The 22,424-nt window shown below is 57.7% G+C and carries 18 protein-coding genes; 15 read left to right on the forward strand and 3 right to left on the reverse strand.

Annotated elements, in window-relative coordinates:
* Positions 1-89: 89 nt before the first annotated feature.
* Genes AVCG78_RS16865 through phnN form a run of 3 tightly spaced genes read left to right on the forward strand, consistent with a single transcriptional unit; the run spans position 90 to position 2,559 of the window.
* Entirely contained in the window at positions 90-791 is a 702-nt protein-coding gene (locus tag AVCG78_RS16865; RefSeq protein ID WP_071202431.1) for a DUF1045 domain-containing protein, read from the forward strand.
* On the forward strand, positions 791-1,942 hold the full coding sequence (locus AVCG78_RS16870; protein ID WP_071202433.1) for an alpha-D-ribose 1-methylphosphonate 5-triphosphate diphosphatase: 1,152 nt from the start codon (positions 791-793) through the stop codon (positions 1,940-1,942). The genes AVCG78_RS16865 and AVCG78_RS16870 overlap by 1 nt, the downstream gene beginning before the upstream one ends.
* Positions 1,942-2,559: a phosphonate metabolism protein/1,5-bisphosphokinase (PRPP-forming) PhnN gene (gene phnN, locus AVCG78_RS16875; RefSeq protein WP_071202435.1), complete on the forward strand. Its 618-nt coding sequence runs from the start codon at positions 1,942-1,944 to the stop codon at positions 2,557-2,559. The genes AVCG78_RS16870 and phnN overlap by 1 nt, the downstream gene beginning before the upstream one ends.
* Positions 2,560-2,704: 145 nt before the next feature.
* Here phnN and AVCG78_RS16880 read toward each other — a convergent pair whose 3' ends face one another.
* Positions 2,705-3,574 (reverse strand): tetratricopeptide repeat protein, encoded by an 870-nt coding sequence (locus tag AVCG78_RS16880; RefSeq protein WP_071202437.1) that lies wholly within the window; start codon positions 3,572-3,574, stop codon positions 2,705-2,707.
* Positions 3,575-3,848: 274 nt separating this feature from the next.
* Between AVCG78_RS16880 and AVCG78_RS16885 the strand changes: the two genes are divergently transcribed.
* The 6 genes from AVCG78_RS16885 (at position 3,849) to AVCG78_RS16910 (ending at position 10,327) form a co-directional block, all read left to right on the forward strand.
* Positions 3,849-5,237 (forward strand): leucyl aminopeptidase family protein, encoded by a 1,389-nt coding sequence (locus AVCG78_RS16885; RefSeq protein WP_071202439.1) that lies wholly within the window; start codon positions 3,849-3,851, stop codon positions 5,235-5,237.
* A 648-nt stretch (positions 5,238-5,885) separates the two neighbouring features.
* A complete protein-coding gene (locus AVCG78_RS16890; RefSeq protein WP_071202441.1) occupies positions 5,886-6,533 on the forward strand; it encodes a YceI family protein in 648 nt (215 codons plus the stop codon).
* A 187-nt stretch (positions 6,534-6,720) separates the two neighbouring features.
* Complete coding sequence (locus AVCG78_RS16895; protein WP_071202443.1) at positions 6,721-8,106, forward strand: cytochrome b/b6 domain-containing protein; 1,386 nt, start codon at positions 6,721-6,723, stop codon at positions 8,104-8,106.
* Between the two features lie 90 nt (positions 8,107-8,196).
* Positions 8,197-8,547, forward strand: coding sequence for a MarR family winged helix-turn-helix transcriptional regulator (locus AVCG78_RS16900; protein ID WP_012654721.1), 351 nt, complete (start codon positions 8,197-8,199; stop codon positions 8,545-8,547).
* A gap of 2 nt (positions 8,548-8,549) precedes the next feature.
* On the forward strand, positions 8,550-9,422 hold the full coding sequence (locus tag AVCG78_RS16905) for a C40 family peptidase (protein WP_071202445.1): 873 nt from the start codon (positions 8,550-8,552) through the stop codon (positions 9,420-9,422).
* A 134-nt stretch (positions 9,423-9,556) separates the two neighbouring features.
* The gene (locus AVCG78_RS16910) at positions 9,557-10,327 is read left to right on the forward strand and encodes a hypothetical protein (RefSeq protein WP_139191300.1); all 771 of its coding nucleotides are present in this window, start codon (positions 9,557-9,559) and stop codon (positions 10,325-10,327) included.
* 18 nt (positions 10,328-10,345) lie between these two features.
* Here the strand turns inward: AVCG78_RS16910 and polA are convergent, their stop codons facing one another.
* Positions 10,346-13,324 carry a DNA polymerase I gene (gene polA / locus AVCG78_RS16915; RefSeq protein WP_071202449.1) on the reverse strand — a complete coding sequence of 993 codons (2,979 nt, stop codon included), beginning with the start codon at positions 13,322-13,324 and terminating at the stop codon, positions 10,346-10,348.
* Positions 13,325-13,710: 386 nt separating this feature from the next.
* On the opposite strand from polA, the gene AVCG78_RS16920 reads away from it, so the two are divergent.
* The 3 genes from AVCG78_RS16920 to AVCG78_RS16930 all read left to right on the forward strand — a co-directional run bounded on the left by AVCG78_RS16920 (position 13,711) and on the right by AVCG78_RS16930 (position 16,554).
* The gene (locus AVCG78_RS16920; RefSeq protein ID WP_071202451.1) at positions 13,711-14,160 is read left to right on the forward strand and encodes a MarR family winged helix-turn-helix transcriptional regulator; all 450 of its coding nucleotides are present in this window, start codon (positions 13,711-13,713) and stop codon (positions 14,158-14,160) included.
* 72 nt (positions 14,161-14,232) lie between these two features.
* Complete coding sequence (locus AVCG78_RS16925) at positions 14,233-15,621, forward strand: dipeptidase (protein ID WP_071202781.1); 1,389 nt, start codon at positions 14,233-14,235, stop codon at positions 15,619-15,621.
* A 474-nt stretch (positions 15,622-16,095) separates the two neighbouring features.
* Positions 16,096-16,554, forward strand: a complete 459-nt coding sequence (locus AVCG78_RS16930) for a YbaK/EbsC family protein (RefSeq protein WP_071202454.1) — start codon at positions 16,096-16,098, stop codon at positions 16,552-16,554.
* 128 nt (positions 16,555-16,682) lie between these two features.
* Here AVCG78_RS16930 and AVCG78_RS16935 read toward each other — a convergent pair whose 3' ends face one another.
* Positions 16,683-17,006, reverse strand: a complete 324-nt coding sequence (locus tag AVCG78_RS16935; RefSeq protein WP_012654727.1) for a hypothetical protein — start codon at positions 17,004-17,006, stop codon at positions 16,683-16,685.
* A 214-nt stretch (positions 17,007-17,220) separates the two neighbouring features.
* On the opposite strand from AVCG78_RS16935, the gene AVCG78_RS16940 reads away from it, so the two are divergent.
* The 3 genes from AVCG78_RS16940 to AVCG78_RS16950 all read left to right on the forward strand — a co-directional run bounded on the left by AVCG78_RS16940 (position 17,221) and on the right by AVCG78_RS16950 (position 22,421).
* Complete coding sequence (locus AVCG78_RS16940) at positions 17,221-19,722, forward strand: transglycosylase domain-containing protein (protein ID WP_071202456.1); 2,502 nt, start codon at positions 17,221-17,223, stop codon at positions 19,720-19,722.
* A gap of 321 nt (positions 19,723-20,043) precedes the next feature.
* The gene (dnaK, locus tag AVCG78_RS16945) at positions 20,044-21,960 is read left to right on the forward strand and encodes a molecular chaperone DnaK (protein ID WP_071202458.1); all 1,917 of its coding nucleotides are present in this window, start codon (positions 20,044-20,046) and stop codon (positions 21,958-21,960) included.
* Positions 21,960-22,421 (forward strand): hypothetical protein, encoded by a 462-nt coding sequence (locus AVCG78_RS16950; RefSeq protein WP_012654730.1) that lies wholly within the window; start codon positions 21,960-21,962, stop codon positions 22,419-22,421. The genes dnaK and AVCG78_RS16950 overlap by 1 nt, the downstream gene beginning before the upstream one ends.
* The last annotated feature ends 3 nt before the right edge of the window (positions 22,422-22,424 follow it).

A 22,424-nucleotide genomic window follows, 5' to 3' on the forward strand; every position in this document is an offset into this window, starting at 1 on the left:
ATCGCCACCTGCCAGACAAGGCTTGCTTCCATCGCTTGAGACGGGTCAGATACAGGCTCTTCCAAGCTGATTCCCGGGATAGGATTGCCGTGCGTTACGCCCTTTATTTTACACCGCCCAAAGACGATCCCTTGTCTCTTGCCGCCGCACTTTGGCTTGGCCGCGATGCCTTCACCGGCACGGATCTTGACCGGCAGCCGGTGGAAGGGTTTTCAGACGATGAGATCACCGCCCTGACCGCCGATCCGCGTCGCTACGGCTTTCATGCCACGCTGAAGGCACCGTTTTCGCTAAAGGAAGGCGAAAGCGAAGCAGCGCTGCTGGAGATGTTTTCGCGGTTTTGCAAGGCGACGCCCGCCTTTGAGATCCCGAAGGTTGTGGTCAATCAGCTCGGGCCGTTCTTTGCCGTGGTTCCCGACGCTGTCCATCAACCTTTGCAGGATTTTGCCGCTTCGGTCGTTGAGGCCTTCGAGCCGTTTCGCGCGCCCTTGAGCGAGGCCGATATTATCAGGCGCAAGCCTGAAAAGCTGTCCGAGCGCAAGCGTGCCCTGCTGGACACCTGGGGCTATCCCTATGTCATGGAGGAATTCCGGTTTCACATGACCTTGACCGGACCTGTTGATGCCGACCGCAGCGATGCGATGCGCGCTGTGCTGGAGAGCCGGTTTGCTGATTTTACCAACCGGGCGCTGCCGATTGGCGGGCTTGGCCTGTTTGTCGAGCCGAGCCGTAATGCGCCCTTTACCGTTCACCGCTGGTTGCCCCTTGCCGGGGCTGAAGGAAGTCTGTGATGTCGAATGAAACCGTGCTGTCCAATGCGACTGTGGTGCTGGAAAGTGGGCTGCTTCTGAAGGGCGCTGTGGTCATTCGCGATGGCCTGATTGCCGAAATTTCAGAAGGCAACAGCCGCATCGGCGAAGATTTCGGCGGCGATTATCTGATCCCCGGGCTGGTCGAGCTGCATACCGATCATCTGGAATCGCATTATTCGCCACGCCCCGGTGTGCGCTGGAACAAGACGGCGGCCATTCAGGCCCATGATGCGCAGGTCGTCACCTCAGGCATTACCACCGTGTTCGATTGTCTGCGGATGGGGTCGGACGAGGATGGCGGGTTTGAGAAGGGTGAAATGCGCGATATGGCCGACGCCATCCAGGCCGCCGAAAAGGATGACCGTCTCCGCGCCGAGCACCTGCTGCATCTGCGCTGTGAAGTCGCATCCGACAATGTTCTCGACCATTTCGCCGATTTCGAGCAGGACCCGCATGTGCGGCTAGTGTCGCTGATGGACCACTCCCCGGGCCAGCGGCAGTTCCAGACCATGGACCAGTATACGCTCTATTATAAAACCAAGAAGGGTTTGAGCGAGGAAGCCTTCGCTCGCTTCGTCGAAAAGCGGCTAGAGGCATCGGCGGCCTATTCTGCCCAGCACCGGGATACGCTGGCCCGCCTCTGCGCCGTGCGCGGCATTACCGTTGCCAGCCATGACGATGCAACGCTTGCTCATGTGGAAGAGGCCAAGGGCCATGGCGTGCGTCTGGCCGAGTTTCCGACCAGTCTTGAGGCCGCCGATGCCTCGCATCAGGCGGGGATGAGCGTGCTGATGGGCGCGCCGAACGTGGTGCGCGGTGGCTCCCATTCCGGCAATATTGCCGCCACGGATCTGGCCGAGCGCGGCGTGCTCGACGTGCTGTCTTCCGATTATATCCCGCTCAGCCTGCTGCACGCGCCTTTCGTGCTCGCCCATCGCTATGAGGCGATCAGCCTGCCGCAGGCGCTGGCCATGGTGACCTCGACGCCCGCCCGCACCGTCGGGCTGGAAGACCGGGGCCGGATTGCCCCTGGCCTGCGCGCCGATCTGGTGCGGGTGCGCTACAGCGAAAATCACGGCGGGGTGCCGGTGGTGCGCTCCGTCTGGCGCCAGGGCAGAAGGGTTGCGTGATGGCGTCGCATTCCGCCATGCCTGATCATCCGGGCGCCAAGGCTGAGGATAGGGGCCGGATGATCGTCGTGGTCGGCCCAAGCGGAGCGGGCAAGGATAGTATGATTGCCTATGCCAGGCGGTATTTTACCGAACAGGCCGATGCGCGGCGCTGCCCAGTACATTTCGTCCAGCGGGTCATTACCCGGGCCGCAGATGCGGGCGGAGAGGATCATCGCCCGGCCAGTCCTTCCGAGTTCGACGATCTCAAGGCCGCTGGCGGTTTTGCGGTCGATTGGGATGCGCATGGTCTAAGCTACGGCATTCCTGAAAATGTGCATCGCTGGCTATCGAATGGCAATGTGGTGATCGCCAACGGCTCACGCTCGGTACTTCCCCGGTTTGCACAGGTCTTTCCGCGAATGCTGGTGGTGAATGTTACCGCCCGGCCCGAGGTTCTGGCCGACCGGCTGGAGGCGAGGGGCAGGGAAAGCCGCGAGGACATTCTGCAACGGCTTCAACGCAGCCCGCCTGACATTCGCGGCGACTACCCTGTCGTGACCATCGACAATTCCGGCCCGCTGGATGAGGCGGGCAGGCGGTTCATCGAGACGATTGAAACGGCGATGGAGGCTTAATCAGCCCGAATCAGCTGAACGACAGCGTCTGTCAGGTTGATATTGAGCCAGATACTCATTTTTGTTGTTTTCGTTTGTCTTTAAGGAACGTCGGTTCCTATTTTTAGCAAGGCATCTCAGCGCAAGTGGTCGACTTTTCGATTCTCTATCGGAGTGGCGTATTCGCCAAGCTTGTATCCTTAGCCGTGCTTCTGGCCGGATTCTGTGCTGTATCCTTGGACGCCAATTGTTTCCAGGTGTTCTGCTGGTTCAACATGGTGCGCAGATAGGCCACATTCGCCTCAGCCTGGTCGGGGGAAAGTTCGGCTCTGGCAATCCTGTCGGCCTCGTCGAAACGGCCTTGAAGGCCGACGACAAGGGCCAAGTTCTGGCGAACCCGGCTATCGGCGCCGGGTTGCTGGGATGCGCTGCGCAGGTAGGTTTCGGCAGTTCTCAGGTCGCCGCCAAGCAGGTAGGACATGCCCATATTCGACAGGATCGAAGGCTCGTTGGGCTGGATCTGCAAGGCCTGCTGATAGGCGGCACGCGCCTCCTGGGTGCGTCCGAGCTGGTCGAGAACCGCGCCCTGGGCCGAATAAAGCCGCCAATCGGGCCGATCCGGGGTCTGGGCACGGCCAATCGTCGTCAAAGCCTGTTCCAGCTGGCCGGCAGCGGCCTGCGCCTTGCCATAGGCGGCAAGCACTTGGCGGTCATTTGGACTGGCGATAACGACCTGCTGCATGACAGACAAAGCCTGCGGCGCGCGACCGCCCATCTGCAATAGATTGGCATAGGCCACGCCGACCTGCGCGTTCTTGCGATTTTTCTCGTAGGCCCGGCCCATGCTGTCCGTGGCCATGGCGATTTCGCCGGGCGTCATCTGATCAACGGGCTTGGTCATGCTCGGGATCGAGCCGGTCGACATTTTGTCGGTATTGGAGGTGGTGGCGCAGCCCGTTAGCGCCAGCGCCAGTGCCAACACCGAAAGAGCGGGCAGTGCCGCGCAAATCTGAATGGATGAACGCCAAACAGCCATCACTCTATCCCCATAGCCCTGAATTCACAGGCAGACGAATCACCGTCATCAGCCCTGCAACCATGGAAAAGCAATAATCTGTTAACCCTAATGGAATGTTAAAATGCCTTTGGTCTGCGAGAACGCCCGGCGTTTGACATTTTCGTCAGCCATATATTTTCGAGAAAATTCGAGCCCGGTCCTCTTGAAAGATAAAACCTTCACGAAGGAACCGATTCTAAGGAATTTTGCGGTAAAGCTGACCGCGAAGTGATGGAGCAGCAAAAGGGCAATCATGGCACCCTATCAATATATTGAAAGACCCACCCCGTTTCTGACCAAGGGCGGCAAGTCCCTGCCGATTTTCGCGGTGACGCCCGCCCATATCGAAACCGGTGCGATTGATCCTCTTGCGCTCGATTGGGCGAAGAAGGCAGGCTACAAGGCCGATGTTGGTTCGCTGCTGCTGATCCCCACCAGCGATGGACAATTGGGCGGAGCGCTGTTTGGTCTGGGTAGCGCGCCAGGAGAAAATCCGTTTCTGGCGGGCAAGCTGGCGCGGGCATTGCCGGCTGGCGACTGGCATATCGAGACCGCACCATTGACGGCCAACCGGTTGGTTCTGGGCTACGGTCTGGGCAGCTATCGTTTCGAGCGCTATAAGGCCGACCGCTCGGATCATCCCAAACTGCTGATGCCTCAGGATGCGGATGCCAGCGACATTGCCCGTCAGCTGGCCGGCGTTTTCCTGGCTCGCGACCTGATCAACACGCCCACCAATGACATGGGACCGGCAGATCTGGAAAAAGCCTTCCGGGCACTGGCTGACCATTATAAGGCAGAGGTCAGCGTGGTGATCGGCGATGAACTGCTGCACCGGAATTTTCCGCTGGTTCACACCGTGGGCCGGGCCAGCGCCCAGGCGCCGAGGCTTCTGGAAATGCGTTGGGGCAAGAAGGGTCACAAGAAGATCACCCTGGTCGGCAAGGGTGTCTGTTTCGATACCGGCGGGTTGGATATCAAGCCGTCTTCATCCATGCTGCTGATGAAAAAGGACATGGGCGGGGCTGCCAATGTGCTGGGCCTTGCCCTGATGATCATGGATGCCAAGCTGAAAGTGGACCTGCGCGTCATCGTGCCTGCCGTGGAAAATTCCATAGCCGGCAATGCGTTCCGGCCTGGTGACATTTATACAAGCCGTCAGGGACTGACCGTTCAGATCGACAATACCGATGCCGAGGGACGGTTGATCCTGGCCGATGCCCTGACCTATGCCGACGAAGAGGAACCCGACCTGCTGATCGACATGGCGACGTTGACGGGGGCTGCCCGTGTGGCGCTCGGTCCGGATGTGCCGGCCTTCTTCTCCAATGACGATGCACTTGCCTATGAGCTGACAGATTCAAGCCTTGAAACCGACGACCCGATCTGGCGCCTGCCGCTTTTCCCCGGTTACGAAAAAATGGTCCGCTCGCAGATTGCCGACCTCACCAATGCACCTGCGGGCGGCATGGCGGGGGCAATCACAGCTGCCCTGTTCCTGAAGCGCTTTGTCACCCGAACGACAAGTTGGGCGCATTTCGACATTTTCGGCTGGGCGTCGCAAGAGCGGCCCCATAGCCCCGTTGGTGGTGAGGCGCAGGCAATTCGCGCCCTCTACCGCTATATCGCCGCGCTCAAATAAGCGATGGCGTTGACGATGCTGTCTTTATCCTCGAGAGGTTTGAAAATCTCTCGAGGATAAAGGGGTGCCGAGATCTGAAATCCGGCAGTCTCTCTTCAATGGTCGTTCCTTAAAGCCGCTGTCCCCATCATTTCTCATTTGCAGGAGCTGATGCCGATTGGGGCTATCAGGCCTTGGTACTACCGTGACGTTTGACAGACTGTTCAATATTTGTTGACGACATGGAGGCTATCGTTCATTTTTTATTTTGACTATGATGGTCGTGTTTTGAGCTCCAAGAGCCGGATATTTCTTAAGGCCAGCTGTAAGATCTCCTTCCTGTTGACGCCGAGCTGTCATCAGGGAAACGCAGTCTAATAATAGAAAAATTATTTACTTACAATGAATTGCAGGATTTCTGGAGGCAGCTGATGTCGCACCAAAGCGCAAACGAGACAGGGGGTGAAGCGATTTTTATATGAATTAAAATAATTATTCGGCATTTCAATTTTTGCGTGTTAAATTTCAAGAGTTAGAAAATTCAAATTTTTTTTATTTTACATTGGCATCTCCGCTCCACACGTTTCGGGCGCATGGAACGGAAAAAAGGAGATTGATTTAATGAATTTTAATGTGAGAAAAATCGTTATAAATTCAGCATTTATAGGAATGGCAACGGGCTTTGGCGGCCTGACAATTGGCGGCGTGGCAACGGCTTCGGCGCAGGATGCCCAGACGGCCCCACCCGCCGGGGTCTATAAACTGGATCCGACCCATGCGAACCTGACATGGACGGTCAAGCACAATACGATTTCCAACTACACCGCTCGCTTTGGCAAGCTGGAAGCCACGCTTTCTCTCGACCCAGCGAAAATCGAAGCCTCCAAGATCGAGGTAACGATTGATCCGACATCGGTGGATGTGCCCTATCCCGCCGATTATAAGGCCACCCACGCCAAATCGCCTTATGCGACCTGGCCTGAGGAAATCAGCAAGGATCCAAAAAAACTCAACAGTGACGCTTTCCCGAAGATCACCTTCACATCGACCAGCGTGAAGAAGACCGGTGACAAGACGGCTGAAATCCTCGGCAATTTGACATTCCTGGGTGTCACCAAGCCGGTGACGCTGAATGCAACGCTGAACGGGTCCATTGACAGCCATCCATTTGCAGGTGTTCCAGCCATTGGATTTGCCGCGGAAGGGACGTTTGACAGAACGGCGTTTGGCCAACCTGTCGGTTATGTCGGCAAGGATGTGACGATCCGCTTTGACGGTGAGTTCATCCAGGACCCGGCAGCGTCTCCATCCAAGTGATGGTGGATTTGACGTGATGCTGAAAGCAGCGCGTGAGGCACAGGCCTCTGCGTAAAATGCCTTTGGGCCGATTGGGTTTGGACGCGATATCAGCACCCTTAATCGGCCCAGAGCCTGCGCCGCAGCGGGCATTCGGCTCGCAGAATTTTCCGAATTTTATCATTGATAAATATAGGTTTAAAGAGCCATGAACACGGCGTTTCAGCACCAGACAATACCGCGGGCTGCGGTACGCTATACCGGCGTTGCCATCGCGTTGCATTGGGCGATCGCGCTGATGATCCTGTCAATGATCCCGATGGGGTGGTGGATGGTGCGGGCCTTGAAAAAGCCTGAGACCCAGCAACTGGCCTATCAGCTGTTTCAGATCCACAAATCCATCGGCTTTGCCATTCTGGCTTTGACCGTGCTGCGCATCGTCTGGCGGGCAACCCATAAGCCGCCCGCTTTGCCATCCGGCATGAAGCTCTGGGAACGGTTTCTGGCCAATGCCACGCATATCGCTTTCTACGGCATGATGTTGATCCTGCCATTGACTGGTTGGATCTACGTGTCTTCCGGCTGGGCGATTGCAACGGATCGCCCGCTGGATGTGGCCACCTCCTGGTTTGGCCTGTTTCCAATCCCGCACCTTCCGGGTCTTGAGGGAAATCGCAGCCTCGCCTTCGGCGCGATGGGTGCCCATAGCTATATGGCTTACGGCGGTGCGGCGCTGATCGTTCTGCATGTCGCAGCGGCCTTGAAGCATCACTTTATCGAGCGGGATGGTGTTTTGGCGCAGATGGTGCCTTTCCTGCGGACCGGTAAAGTCGCGCACAGCGCGTCTGGCAAAGGGAAGACCAGTGGCCTGTCGCATGGTTTCGGCTTGGCGCTTGTGGTTATGGCTGCTGCTATCGGTTGGGTCATGCATCTGCCGCCGCCGCTTGCCGAGCAGCCATCGGCGGCGGAGGCGCAAGCTGAACCGCCTGCGGTGGCGCCTCAGTCATCCGCAAATGTCAGCCAGGCCAATCCTGCACAAACCGATGCTCAAGCTACACCGGTGCAAGCCGCGCCAGTCCAGGCGGCAACCGCTCCTGCCTGGGCAATCGATATGGCATCGTCCAGCATCGGCTTTGGTGGCACCCATGCTGGCAATGCCTTCAACGGCCGGTTTGAAGAGTGGAGTGGCGACATACGCTTCGATCCTGCCAATCTTGCTGGTTCGAAAGCGGTGATTCTGGTGAAAACGGCCTCTGCCAAAACCGGCGATGCGACCCAGGAAGGCTCGTTGAAGAATGGCGAATGGCTCAATTCCACCCGGTTTCCAGAGGCCAAGTTCGAAACCACGGAATTTCGCGCCTTGGGAGGCGATCGCTATGAGGCGCGGGGCACCCTGAGCATCAAGAACAAGCCTCTGCCGGTTGTCCTGCCCTTCAGCTTGAAAATGGAAGGCAACAAGGCGCAGGTGGAAGGCGCATTGGAACTGGATCGCGCCGCTCTCAATCTTGGTATGTTTTCCGACCCATCGGCGGAATGGGTGTCGAAATCCATCAATGTGAACATTGTGGTGAATGCGACGAAGACCGGCTCCTGATCGTATCCATCCATCACAGGCCCGGCCTCTTGCAGTGCCGGGCTTTGTCATGTGATATATAACGGATGCGAAACGAGAGCGGAGCCGAGGATGAGCCTGGAACTGACCGCAACGGCTGCGCTGGGGCTTTGGCATCACGTAACCTTGCGCCAGGTGCAGGAGGATGGCCGCGACCTGACGCTGCGCCAGCTCTCCATCCTGCTGCATATCTATCTGGTTCCGCCGCCGCATACCGTTCGGGGGCTTGCCGCCACCCTCAAGGTCACCAAGCCGGTCATTACCCGCGCACTCGATACCATGGGCGGCATGGGGTTTGTTGATCGGGTGCGCGATGATATGGACAAGCGCAATGTCATCATCAAGCGCACTGTGGCAGGTGCGCTTTATCTGGAAAAATTCGGCGACCTGATCATTGAGCAGGCGCGTGGCATGAGGACGTGAACATGCAACTGGACCGCCGGCTGAACGCCTATCGACCTGATCTGGCCGATTCGGCCCTGCGTGGCCAGGTGGAGGCCGAGCGTTATGTCAGCGGAACCCCGGCGCGCATTGCCGTGCCGGTTATCGCCTTGCGCCCGCGCCCGGATTTTGCCTGCGGAATCGATACGGAGGTGCTGCTGGGCGAAGAGGTTACGGTGTTTGACCGGGCCGATGGCTGGGCCTGGGTCAAAGCCGGTCTGGATGGCTATGTCGGTTATCTGCCGGAAACGGCGATTGCCGCCATCGAGGCGCCGCCCACGCATTGGATAACAGTGCCACGCAGTTTTCTCTATACCGGTCCAGATCTACGCTATCCCAATGCGCAGACAATCTCGATGGGGAGCCGGATAACGGTCACCGGGAAGGCCGAGACCCGTGGCACCCGCTACTGTCTGCTAAGTGACGGTCATGCGGTGATTGCCGATCATTGCCGCTCCCTCGGCACGCCAGCGGGCGAGGATTATGTGGCCATCGCCGCCCGTTTTCTGGAAACACCCTATCTCTGGGGCGGACGCAGCGGGCTTGGCATTGATTGCTCCGGCCTCGTCCAGCTCTCCATGCAGATGTGCGGGCTGAACGCCCCGCGCGACAGCGACATGCAGGCGGCAGGCCTCGGCAGCCCGATTGACCGGAGTGATCTGCGCCGGGGCGACCTGATCTTCTGGAAAGGCCATGCTGGCATCATGGAAGACGAGCACACCCTGCTGCATGCCAACGGCCACACGATGAGCGTCGCCCGCGAAGACGTAGACGCCGCCATCGCCCGGATCGGCTGGCTCTACCAGCAGCCGACCGGCTATCGCCGCCCGGAACGAATTTCTCAAAATAATCGCTGAAATAATTGTAAGGCTAAGTAGAAGGAATTTAATAGTAAAATTTCATTTCAGCCTATAGTTACTATTTATGATATTGCAATTGCAATTTTAGGTACCGTGAATTATTAATATGCTCATATAGGGGGCTTATTAAGATGAAGAAAATCACGGTAAGCGTGTTAGTAGTAATGCTAACCGGCTGCGGTAATATGCGTGTACCTGTGGCGGTGGTTTCGCAGAACGGCGACGTAATGACTGGAACAAGTACGGCATCTCTTTCTGGTGGTGTGTTTGAAGTGGAAGGTGCCCTCGATGGTAAATTCCTCATATGTTCAGGAAATTACAATGCGCTCGATAATTCTCCCACAATTACTATTCCTACAAAATGCTCTGATGGTCGAACAGGGTTAGTCGTCGCACATCGATTACCGAACGGTGTTGACGGTGCGGGAACAGTAGCGCTTAAAGATGGAACGAAAGCTAAATTCGTTTTTGGTAAGCCTGCTTTGCAATTTGTTCATAATGCAAATAGCATCAAAAATGAAAATAAAGTGGAGCAGCGGACTGTTGTTGATTCCGTGCCATTTGTTTCTGAAAAAATACTCAATGACTCCTACAAAAAAACTCTAAAATGTACAAGGATCGCTGCGTTGGCATACGCCTCTCAAGCTGAGAGTGCAGAAAGCATAGCTGAAGCCGCTGCTGACGGATGCTCTAGACAAATAGATGAAGCCGCTGACCTGACCCGGGCAAATATGATAAATAAAGCGGGATCCTCTGTCTCAGTGCAAACGGCACATCAAATAACGAGAGATGTTATCGTCAAAGGTACAAAGACCTTCGTCATGAAGGTACGTTCTAACGCTGCTGGGCAAGGTGCGGAATATTATGAGAAACTTGCCTATCAAATATCTGTAGGCGAATGATGTAGGTGACGAGGCGCATTAATGCGCCTCGTCCCAGTTATCGGCGGCGCGGGCATCCACCTTCAGCGGCACGCGCATGGCTATGGCGGGCATGGCGGCATTTTCCATGGTGGAGACGATCACCGGCAAGGCAGCCTCGATGGCCTCATCCTCGACTTCGAAGATCAGTTCGTCATGCACCTGGAGCAGCATCCGGGTTTTCTCGCCAAGCCCGGCCTTGGCCAGCGCCGGTTCCACCTGCACCATGGCGCGGCGGATGACATCGGCGGCGGAACCCTGGATCGGCGCGTTGATGGCTGCCCGCTCGTTGAAGGCCCGCATTGACGGGTTGGAGGATTTGATCTCCGGGTAATGGGCGCGCCGTCCGAAGATGGTTTCGACATAGCCATGCTCACGCACGAAAGCCTTGGTGCTTTCCATATAGTCCTTGATGCCGGGGAAGCGCTCGAAATATTTCTTGATGTATTCGCCCGCCTCCGACCGCTCAATGCTGAGCTGGTTGGCAAGACCGAAGGCGGAAATGCCGTAGATGATCCCGAAGTTGATCGCTTTGGCGCGGCGGCGCACTTCAGACGGCATGCCATCCACCGGCACGCCGAACATTTCAGAGGCCGTCATCGCATGAATATCGACCCCGTCGGCAAAGGCCTGACGCAATTGCGGAATGTCCGCCACATGCGCCAGTACCCTGAGCTCGATCTGGCTATAGTCGGCAGACAGCAGCTTATGGCCTGGGGTGGAAATGAAGGCGGTGCGGATCTTGCGGCCTTCTGCCGTGCGCACCGGGATGTTTTGCAGGTTCGGCTCGGATGACGACAGGCGACCGGTTGTGGTGGCCGCCATCGAATAAGACGTGTGGACCCGCTTGGTTTGCGGATGCACATAGCCGGGCAGGGCGTCGGTATAGGTGGATTTCAGCTTGGTCAGCTGGCGCCAATCGACGATCTTGCGGGGCAGGGGCTCACCCTGGGCGGCCAGATCTTCCAGCACCTGCGCGGAGGTTGACCATTGGCCTGTCTTGGTTTTCGAGCCGCCGGGCAGGTTCATTCTGCCAAACAGGATGTCGCCCAGCTGTTTGGGCGAACCGACATTGAAGCGCTCGCCAGCCAGTTCGTAAATTTCATCCTCGAAGGCGGCAGCCTTCTGCGCCAACTCGCCAGACAGACGAGACAAGATCTGTCGGTCGATGGTAATGCCGCGCTCTTCCATATCAGCCAGAACCGGCACCAGGGGCCGTTCCAGCCGCTCATAGACGCGGGCCAGCCCGACGGCGGCAAGCCGTGGTTTCAGCACCAGCCAGAGACGCAGCGTGACATCGGCGTCTTCTGCGGCATATGCGGTGGCCTTGTCGATATCGACGAGATCGAAGGTGACAAGCGATTTGCCGGAGCCAGCGACCTCCTTATAGGGGATCGGCGTATGTCCGAGCCACCGCTCCGACAGGCTGTCCATGCCATGCGCGCCGACGCCAGCTTCCAGCACATAGGACAGCAGCATCGTATCGTCGAAGCCCCTGATAACAATGCCGTGCCGCTTCATGACAAGGTAATCGTATTTCAGGTTCTGCGCCACTTTCAGAACCGAAGGATCTTCCAGCAGGCCCTTCAGGGCGGCGAGTGCCGCATCCATTGGGATCTGGTTTTCTGCCAGTTTCAGGCCGTCGCTGAACAGGTCGTCACGACCGGTTTTATGGCCAAGCGGCACATAGGCGGCGCGAATGGTTGCCGAGCCCGGCGAGGCCGCATTATCCTGAAGGGCCAGCGACACACCGACCAAATCAGCCTGCATCGGGTCAAGCGAGGTGGTTTCCGTATCGAAGGCGACAAACCCGGCCTCCCGCGCCGAGGCAATCCAGCCTTCCAGGGTGGGAAGATCGCGAATGGTCACATAGGCGGATCGGTCGATGGGCTGACCGCCAAAAGCCGATTGCCGGGCCGCGGCGAGATCGGCAGGCGTCGCGCCCTCGGCCTTGGCGGATTGTGCCGTGGGTCCGGCTTCTTGGCCGGAGGCGGGCGTTTGAGCTGTGGCACCAGCGTCGAGGTCCGGGCCACGGGCTGCCGAACCCCATTCCACCGAGATCGTCGCGGGTTCGATGGCACCGGCATCACACTCGCAATTGTCGGCGACGCGCCGTGTCAGCGAGGTGAATTCCATGGCCTTCAGGAAGGCGACCAGCTTTGGCCCATCCTGCTTTTCCAGCATCAGCGCATCCAGCGGCATGTCCAGCGGCACGTCGGTGCGCAGCGTCACCAGTTGCCGCGACAACTTGACCAGTTCGGCACCTGCCAGAATGTTTTCGCGCCGCTTGTTCTGCTTGATCTCGGAGGCCCGCGCCATCAGTGTTTCCAGGTCGCCATATTCCTCCAGCAATTGCGCCGCCGTCTTCGGGCCGATGCCGGGAATGCCGGGAATATTATCGGTGCTGTCGCCGGTCAGCGATTGCAGGTCGATCATCTTTTCCGGCGGCACGCCCCATTTCTCGATGACATCGGGAATGCCGATCTGCTTGTCCTTCATGCTGTCATACATATGGACATTGGCAGTCACCAACTGCATCAGATCCTTGTCGGAGGAGACGATGGTGACATCCGCGCCGATGGCTTCGGCGGCCCGCGCATAGGTGGCGATAATGTCATCGGCCTCGAAGCCTTCGGTTTCGATGCAGGGCAGGTTGAAAGCCCGCGTCGCCTGGCGGATCAGTCCGAATTGTGGCACGAGATCTTCCGGCGGGGCGGAGCGATTGGCCTTGTATTCGGGATAGAGATCCTTGCGGAAGGTTTTTGACGAATAGTCGAAAATCACAGCAAGGTGGGTGGGTGTGACGCCGACTGACGTGTCGCGTGCTTCGGTCAGCAGCTTCCACATCATATTGCAAAAGCCCGAGACCGCGCCGACCGGCAGCCCGTCCGATTTGCGGGTCAGCGCCGGAAGCGCATGGAAGGCCCGGAAGATGAAGCCGGAGCCGTCGACAAGAAAGAGATGATCGCCTTTTTTCATGCGCCAAGGGATAGCGCGGCGGCTCAAAAAGGTCCATGCCACATCACGCCAAAACCGTTTACAGAGTGAAGTGACGATTTTTCTGTGTCATCACGAAAAGCTTACCGCTTTGTAATCATTCCTTCCCTTGAAAAAACACATTTGGCCGCGCATTTACTAGTCAGCGGCGCATGATTAGCACCGCAGTCTGAAAGTTGGCTCGTCCCCCGCCGCTTCAGACTTCAGGACAAAGGCCTTATCCCCCCTCTCCGGGCCTTTGTCCCCTGTTACGAAAAGTCGTCACGGCGCCGCCTCCAGCCGTGACGACTTTTTTGTTTGTGCCTGGCATTTCTGCTATAGAGGTGGCCACATTGCCTCGGCTTTGAAACCGGCCTATCATCGACACCATGCTGTTTGATCGTCGGCAATCGCCAACCTATCTCGTGAGCCAGCTCGCCAAGGAATTTGCCCGTGCCTTGCAGGTTCGGGCCGAGGGGCTCGGCTTTTCCGCCGGTCAGTTTCCAATCCTGCTGGAGCTTTGGGAAGAGCAAGGCCTGACCCAGAAGCAATTGCTGGAGCGGGTGGCTGTGGAACAGGCGACCATGGCCAATACCCTGTCTCGCATGGAGCGCGATGGATTGATCGAGCGAAAGCCCCATCCTAGCGATCGACGTGCGCAACTGGTTTTCCTGACCGCCAAGGGGGAGGGGTTGCGGGATCAGGCCATTTCCGCCGCTTGCGAGGCTGATGATGCTCTTTTCCATGGTTTTCGGCGTTTCGAGAAGGAATTACTGCTGGAATTCATTCGTCAGGCACTGGAAAATGCCCGCAGCAGCGACAAAAGCTCAAATATTTGACGCTGTTTGTCTCGAAACTGTCGGGCTCATGGTCTATCGTCCCGGCTGATTTGAACAGTCCAGGACATGCCCATGACCGATCTAGCCCCCATTCTCGCCGAGGCCGACAAGGCACTGCCGCAAAGCCTTGATCGGCTTTTCGACCTTGTGCGTATTGCCTCGATTTCCACCGACCCGGCCTATAAGGCCGATTGCCGTAAGGCAGCGGAATGGCTGGCGCAGGAGCTGAAGGGTCTAGGCTTCAATGCCTCCGTGCGCGACACGCCCGGTCACCCGATGGTCGTTGGCCATCACGATGCTGACCGCCCGGATGCGCCACATGTGCTGTTTTACGGCCATTACGATGTGCAGCCGGTCGATCCGCTCAATCTTTGGGAAAACGATCCGTTCGAGCCTGCCATCAAGGAAATCGAGCCGGGCCGCAAGGTGATCACCGGACGCGGCACTTCTGATGACAAGGGCCAATTGATGACCTTTGTCGAGGCCTGCCGGGCCTATAAAGCCGTGCATGGCGGCCTGCCCGTCAAGATCACCATCCTGTTCGAGGGCGAAGAGGAATCCGGCTCGCCATCGCTGAAGCCATTTCTTGCGGCCAATGCGGGTGAGCTGAAATGCGATTTCGCCCTGGTCTGCGACACCGGGATGTGGGACCGCGAGACTCCGGCGATTGCGGCAGCCCTGCGCGGCCTGGTTGGCGAGGAAGTGACGGTGACGGCGGCGGATCGTGATCTGCATTCCGGCCTGTTCGGCGGGGCTGCGGCCAATCCAATCCACATTCTCGCCAAGGTGCTGGCCGACCTGCATGACGAGACGGGCCGGGTCACCATTGATGGTTTCTACGAGGGTGTCGAGGAGACCCCCGCCAATATCAAGGCCTCCTGGGAAAAGCTGGGCCGCACTGCCGACAAATTTCTCAATGATGTCGGCCTGTCGATCCCCTCAGGCGAAAAGGGGCGCAGCGTGCTGGAACTGACCTGGGCGCGTCCAACCGCCGAAGTCAACGGCATTACCGGCGGCTATGCCGGCGAAGGCTTCAAGACCGTGATCGCCTCCAAGGCGTCGGGGAAGGTTTCTTTCCGTCTGGTCGGTGAGCAGGACCCGGCGAAAATCCGCGAAAACTTCCGGGCTTTCGTCAAGGCGCGCATTCCCGGCGATTGCTCGGTTGAATTTCACGAGCATGGGGCATCGCCAGCCATCCAGCTTCCCTATGATTCGCCCTTCCTGACCAAGGCTAAATCCGCTCTGTCGGATGAATGGCCAAAGCCCGCTGAAGTGATCGGCATGGGTGGCTCTATCCCGATTGTCGGGGATTTCCAGACCATGCTGGGCATGGATTCGCTGCTGGTCGGCTTTGGCCTGGTGGATGACCGCATCCATTCGCCCAATGAAAAATACGAGCTGGAATCTTTCCACAAGGGTATCCGCTCCTGGATTCGCATTCTGGATGCGCTGGCGCACTGATACCAAACACGCAATTGCGACGACGCCCGGACGAACTCCGGGCGTTTTCATTTGGATCGCGTATCGTAGCGGGGGAAGGATAAGGGGCCTAAAAAGCAAAAAGGCCGGGGAGTAAACCCGACCTTTCCAAAACTCGCTCTTATCGTTGCCAGTACATCCGTGGTCAACGAAGCGCGAGGCTTCAACCTGAAGGAGGACCGAGTTCTCACCCTGTTTGCTGCCTTTTAATGAGTATCGCGCCAAATGCCTAAACTTGTGTTAAGCATCGTCAGCGACCTCGGCAAGCAATGCCCCGTCCTTCACGTCTTCAACATAAATGGCATCTCATTGAGGCTTTTCAAGGGCTCCAGTTGATTTTCTTGCCAGTTATTTTGTTGATCATCCCGATGTCTGCAAGATCATCCCGATGTCTGGAAGATCATCCGATGTCTGCAAGCTCTTGCAGGTCGGCGCTCGTCCTTTTATGAAAAGACTATGAGCCTTACATCCGTTCAAGATTTCTTTTCGGCCCATGCGCCGGATATCACCGTGATTGAAACCGAGCAAAGCTCGGCCACCGTGCCTTTGGCCGCCGTAGCGCATGGTGTCGAGCCGGACCAAATTGCCAAGACCCTATGTTTGCGGGTTGGGGACATCACCATGCTGGTGGTTGCCGCAGGCGAGCGAAGGCTGGACAACAAGAAATTCAAGGAGCGGTTCGGGGGCAAGCCCCGTATGCTGGGAGCGGAAGAGGTCGTGGCGCTGACCGGCCATCCAGTGGGTGGCGTTTGTCCTTTCGGGCTGGCCACCCCGCTTCCTGTGTTTTGCGATATGTCGTTGCAGCGTTTCGACATTGTTGTCCCTGCCGCCGGAGCCACCAATTCCGCCGTCAAGATTGCGCCGCAACGCATAGTCGATCTGACCGGGGCGGAATGGGTCGATGTCTGCCAATAAGATAAAGGGTCATTGATAGCAGTGATCGAATACAAAAAAGGCGGCGCACCCTGCGCCGCCTTTCCTCCTCGCCATAAAACGACGAATGTCTATTTTCCGAAACTGCATAGCAGTTTCAGATCAGTGCCTTAGTACCAACGACGGCGGGGTTCTGGCGTGGACTGGCTTGCCACCAGATAACCAATGAACGCACCCACCAGAGCAATGCCGAGCAGAGCGGTCGATGTTGCAGTCGGATGCTCGCGCACGATACCAGCAACCGATGTTGCCTCATCCTTGGCATAGCGTGCCACGTCCTGCGCGCTGCGGGCAGCGTTGCTCAGCGCATGAGATGTGGTTCCGCGAACCTGATCGGCCACAGAATGACCTTGCTCAGCCAACTTGTCCTTCAATTGCGCGATCTGAGCCTGAAGCTCACGCATTTCAGCTTGCATACGCGTCGTATCAGCCATGGGTAACTCCCTGTTGTGTTTTCGGGAAAATAACGGTTCCATGCCGCTTTGGTTCCATTCGGTTCTCGAAAAGACCGCAATGGGATGGAATCAACGGATAGACATTGCCCATCCCATCCGTCTTCCATCCATGCCCAAGACATTATAAGCAGGGGATTGAAGCAGCCCCTATGATTACCTTTCTGGCACCCTTCTGGAGAACGGCCCTCGCGCCATGGCAGGCATGAAAAAGTCACGAAACCGCATTGAGCCCAGGCTTGGCGACGCTGAGAATGAGGATGGTGACGAGATCAGGCTCGACAGCAATGATCGCGTGCTCGGCGGACGCTCGGCCTCGGGTGGGAAAAAAATGCCGGCCACCAGTTCCAAACGGTCGAGAGAGGTTGCCGATCCGCGTCCGAAACGTGAGAAAGTCCAGTCCGGTGGCCTTTTTGGGGGTATCCGCAGGCTGTTCTACTGGTGCGTGGTGCTGGGCATATGGGGAACGATCGGCGTCGTTGGCCTGGTGATCTATTTTGCCGCCCAGATGCCAAGCGCCAGTTCCTGGACCGTGCCGGCCCGCGCGCCGAATATCAAGATTGTCTCTGTCGATGGCGCATTGATCGCCAATCGCGGTGTCACCGGTGGCGAAGCCTTGTCCATCGATGAAATGTCGCCCTATCTGCCGGAAGCGATCGTGGCGATTGAGGATAAACGGTTTTACCACCATTTCGGTGTCGATTTCATCGGGGTTGGCCGCGCCTTCGTCACCAATATTCTGCTGGGCCATAAGGCTCAGGGCGGATCGACCATCACGCAGCAATTGGCCCGAAACCTGTTTCTGTCGCCCAAGAAGACGTTTGAGCGCAAAGTGCAGGAGGTGCTGCTATCGCTGTGGCTTGAGCAGAAATATACCAAGGATCAGATCCTGGCCATGTATCTGAACCGGGTCTATTTTGGCGACAATGCCTATGGCGTCGAAGCGGCATCGCGGCGCTATTTCAATACCTCTGCGCGTGACGTCAATCTGGGCGAAGCGGCGCTTTTGGCCGGGTTGGTTCAGGCGCCGTCGCGGCTGTCGCCGGTCAACGATCCAAAGCCAGCCCAGGATCGGGCCAAGGTCGTGCTGGGCGCCATGCGCGAACAGGGCTACATCACGGACAGCGACTTCGACCGCGCCATGAAACAGTCCCCGGACCATGCCAAGCGGCAGGCCGATGGTGCAGGCCAATATGTGGCCGACATGGTGGCGGGCCAGTTGAAGGGGCTGATCGGCGAGGTCAAACAGGACATTGTCGTCACCACGACCATCGATCCGACGCTGGAGGATGCGGCGCAGGCAGCAATTGCCGCCACGCTGGACAAGGACGGTAAGAAATCCAATGCCTCGCAAGCGGCTCTTGTCGCCATTGATGGCAATGGCGCGGTGCGTGCTTTGGTCGGCGGTCGGGATTATGCGACCAGTCAGTTCAATCGGGCCGTGACGGCCAAGCGCCAGCCCGGTTCGGCTTTCAAGCCCTTCGTTTATGCCGCCGCCATGGAAATCGGCGATACGCCCAGCACTGTCCGCAATGACGGTCCGGTGAAGATCGGCAATTGGACCCCTGAAAACTACGAGCAGAAATACAATGGACCGGTGACGCTTTCCTACGCGCTCGCCCATTCGCTCAACACCATTGCCGCCCAGCTGGTCATGGAGGTTGGCCCGGATCAGGTGATCAAACTTGCCCACCGTCTCGGTGTCGAATCGGATCTGCAAAGCAATGCGTCGATTGCGCTCGGCACCTCGGAAGTGTCGCTGCTGGAGCTGACGGCAGCCTATGCGCCCTTCATGAATGGCGGCTACAAGGCAACCCCGCATGTGATCAGCCAGATTACCGATGCCGATGGCAAGGTGCTTTATACAGCCGATTACGGTGAGCCGCCGCGGGTGCTCAATCAGCAGGTTGTTGGGCAGATGACCCGAATGATGGAATCTGTGATGACCGAGGGCACCGGCAAGGCGGCCAAGCTCAAGAACTGGCAGGCGGCTGGCAAGACCGGAACGACGCAATCCTTCCGCGACGCGCTGTTTGTCGGCTTTACCAGCAATCTCACCACCGGCGTCTGGTTCGGCAATGACGACGGGGCGCCGATGAAGAAGGTGACCGGTGGCGGTCTTCCTGCCAAGACCTGGAAGGATTTCATGACGGTCGCCCATAAGGGCCTGACACCGGTGCCGTTGTTTGGCGATCCGACGCCACAGACCGAGGAAAGTCCGTCGCTGACGACGATGATCCAGCAGGTCCTGTCCGGCACGCCGTCCACGCCTGCCCCTGCCGATCAGGAAAACAGCTATCCGCCGGCGCCACCAGCGCCTGCCAACATGCCGGGTCCGCTGTCCGGCAATGCGCCTGGCACTCAGCCTGGCGATGCCAATCCGGCTTATCCCCCTCAGGCGCGCCAGATGCCAAACCAGAATCCGGGTCAACTGCCGGGCCAGGCCCCATTACAGCCGCGTCCGCCGGTCAATCCACGCGATGGCGCCGTTCTGGAAGGCCGGGTTCCGCCAGGGGTTTTGCGCCGCAACGATCCGATGGCTGAGGACGGCTATCCGGGTGAAGATCCGGACAGTAATCCTTATGGTGCCGATGGCGGTTATGCGCCTCCGGCCGATGTCGGTGAAGGACAACAGCCCCGCGCGCAGAGCCATGGCGATGGAAAGACTACGCTACTGGATGTGATCATGGGACGGTAACGGCTGGATTTTATATGTGCTATGACGCCTTGATCGTGCCGTAGGCTCCAGGCAAGCAATGCCTGCCACATCTGATGGGATTTGGCTCCCGGTTGTATGGCTTGTTCACCTTGGCACCATCCGCAATACCTTGTTTTGCGGGAAATGCGTAAACTTGGTGGTCGGCGTGAATTTGGTGCCTTGCAGTCGTAAATTTCGGTTCTTATATAGCCCGCATAAGGCAGCGTCGCTGCGCAATCCCGTAGACCACAATCCACGTCGAGGGGCTGTCACTGGAATGCCTGTCGGGGTTCGGACAGCCTGCTTCAAGGAGAGAATAAAATGGCAAAAGTAATCGGTATCGACCTTGGAACGACCAATTCCTGCGTTTCTGTCATGGACGGCAAGGATGCGAAGGTCATTGAAAATTCAGAGGGCGCGCGGACCACGCCTTCCATGGTGGCTTTTTCGGACGATGGTGAGCGCCTTGTCGGCCAGCCGGCCAAGCGCCAGGCGGTGACAAACCCCACCAACACGCTCTTCGCTGTCAAGCGCCTGATTGGCCGCCGCTACGAAGATCCGACCGTTGAAAAGGACAAGGGCCTCGTGCCTTTCCCGATCATCAAGGGCGACAATGGTGATGCTTGGGTCGAAGCTCAGGGCAAAGGCTATTCGCCAGCCCAGATCTCTGCGATGATCCTGCAGAAGATGAAGGAAACCGCAGAAGCCTATCTCGGCGAAAAGGTCGAAAAGGCTGTTATCACCGTTCCCGCTTACTTCAATGACGCTCAGCGTCAGGCAACCAAGGATGCAGGCCGCATCGCTGGTCTTGAAGTGCTGCGCATCATCAACGAGCCAACGGCTGCTGCTTTGGCCTATGGCCTCGACAAGACCGAAGGCAAGACCATTGCCGTTTACGACTTGGGCGGTGGTACATTCGATATTTCCGTTCTGGAAATCGGCGATGGCGTGTTTGAAGTGAAGTCCACCAACGGTGACACCTTCCTCGGTGGTGAAGACTTCGACATGCGTTTGGTCGAATATTTGGCTGCTGAGTTCAAGAAGGAACAGGGCATTGAGCTGAAGAACGACAAGCTCGCTCTGCAGCGCCTGAAGGAAGCCTCTGAAAAGGCCAAGATCGAACTGTCTTCGTCGCAGCAGACCGAAATCAACCTGCCGTTCATCACGGCTGACGCTTCTGGTCCAAAGCATTTGACCATGAAGCTGACCCGCGCCAAGTTTGAAAACCTGGTGGATGATCTGGTTCAGCGCACCGTTGCACCGTGCAAGGCAGCCCTCAAGGACGCTGGCGTCACCGCTGCTGACATTGATGAAGTTGTTCTGGTTGGCGGCATGAGCCGTATGCCGAAGGTGCAGGAAATTGTGAAGCAGCTGTTCGGCAAGGAGCCACACAAGGGTGTGAACCCTGACGAAGTGGTTGCTATGGGTGCTGCCATTCAGGCTGGCGTTCTGCAGGGCGACGTTAAGGACGTGTTGTTGCTCGACGTGACCCCGCTGTCGCTCGGCATTGAAACTCTCGGCGGTGTCTTCACCCGTCTGATCGACCGTAACACGACGATCCCGACCAAGAAGAGCCAGGTGTTCTCCACCGCTGACGATAACCAGCAGGCCGTGACCATCCGCGTGTCTCAGGGCGAGCGCGAAATGGCGCAGGACAACAAGTTGCTCGGCCAGTTCGACCTCGTTGGTCTGCCACCATCACCCCGCGGCGTTCCACAGATCGAAGTGACCTTCGATATCGACGCCAACGGTATTGTGCAGGTTTCCGCCAAGGACAAGGGCACCGGCAAGGAACAGCAGATCCGCATTCAGGCCTCGGGTGGTCTGTCGGATGCTGATATTGAGAAGATGGTCAAGGACGCTGAAGCCAATGCTGAAGCCGACAAGAATCGTCGCGCTGTGGTAGAAGCCAAGAACCAGGCTGAAAGCTTGATCCATTCCACTGAGAAGTCGGTGAAGGATTATGGCGACAAGGTCTCCGCAGACGACCGTAAGGCGATCGAGGATGCTATTGCTGCCCTGAAGTCTTCGATTGAAACCTCGGAACCGAATGCAGAGGACATCCAGGCCAAGACCCAAACCTTGATGGAAGTGTCCATGAAGCTTGGTCAGGCGATCTACGAGTCCCAGCAGGCCGAAGGCGGTGCCGAGGGTGGGCCAAGTGGTCACCATGATGACGGCATCGTCGATGCCGACTATGAAGAAGTGAAGGACGACAACACGAAGAAGTCTGCTTGATGCGGAATTCGCGGCGTCATACCTTTGTGAGATGGCTGGCCTTCGGGCCAGCCGCGTTTGCTTTGGCAGGGTGCCTCGCCGCGCATGCGGCAGCGGGCGCCGATGTTCACCAGAAAGTCAGTGCTGCCGAAGCGTCTATCCTCCAGGCGATTGCCAAACGGGATACGGCGCTTTTGCGGCGAACCGTTGGTGGTCTCGGTCCGCTGATCGAGGATGCCTTGAAGCGCAAGAAGTCCGGTGGGCAGGTCTCTTCCTGCGATCTGGCGGCCCATTCCCTGGGCTTTGCCGGCATGTCGCTGTCGGAGGCGGTCACGCAAAAGGGCGCGGCGCGAAAAATGCTGATGGATGATGCCCGCCAGGCGGCGGCAGATTTTAACAGGGACATGTCTGCCTGCGACGCGCAGGTGGGACAGAAGACAAGCAACCACGCGGGTGTGGAAAAAGCTTTGAGAGCTTTGTAGGAC

This window comes from Gillisella vitis (assembly GCF_021559775.1).
Taxonomy (GTDB): Bacteria; Pseudomonadota; Alphaproteobacteria; order Rhizobiales; family Rhizobiaceae; genus Allorhizobium; species Allorhizobium ampelinum.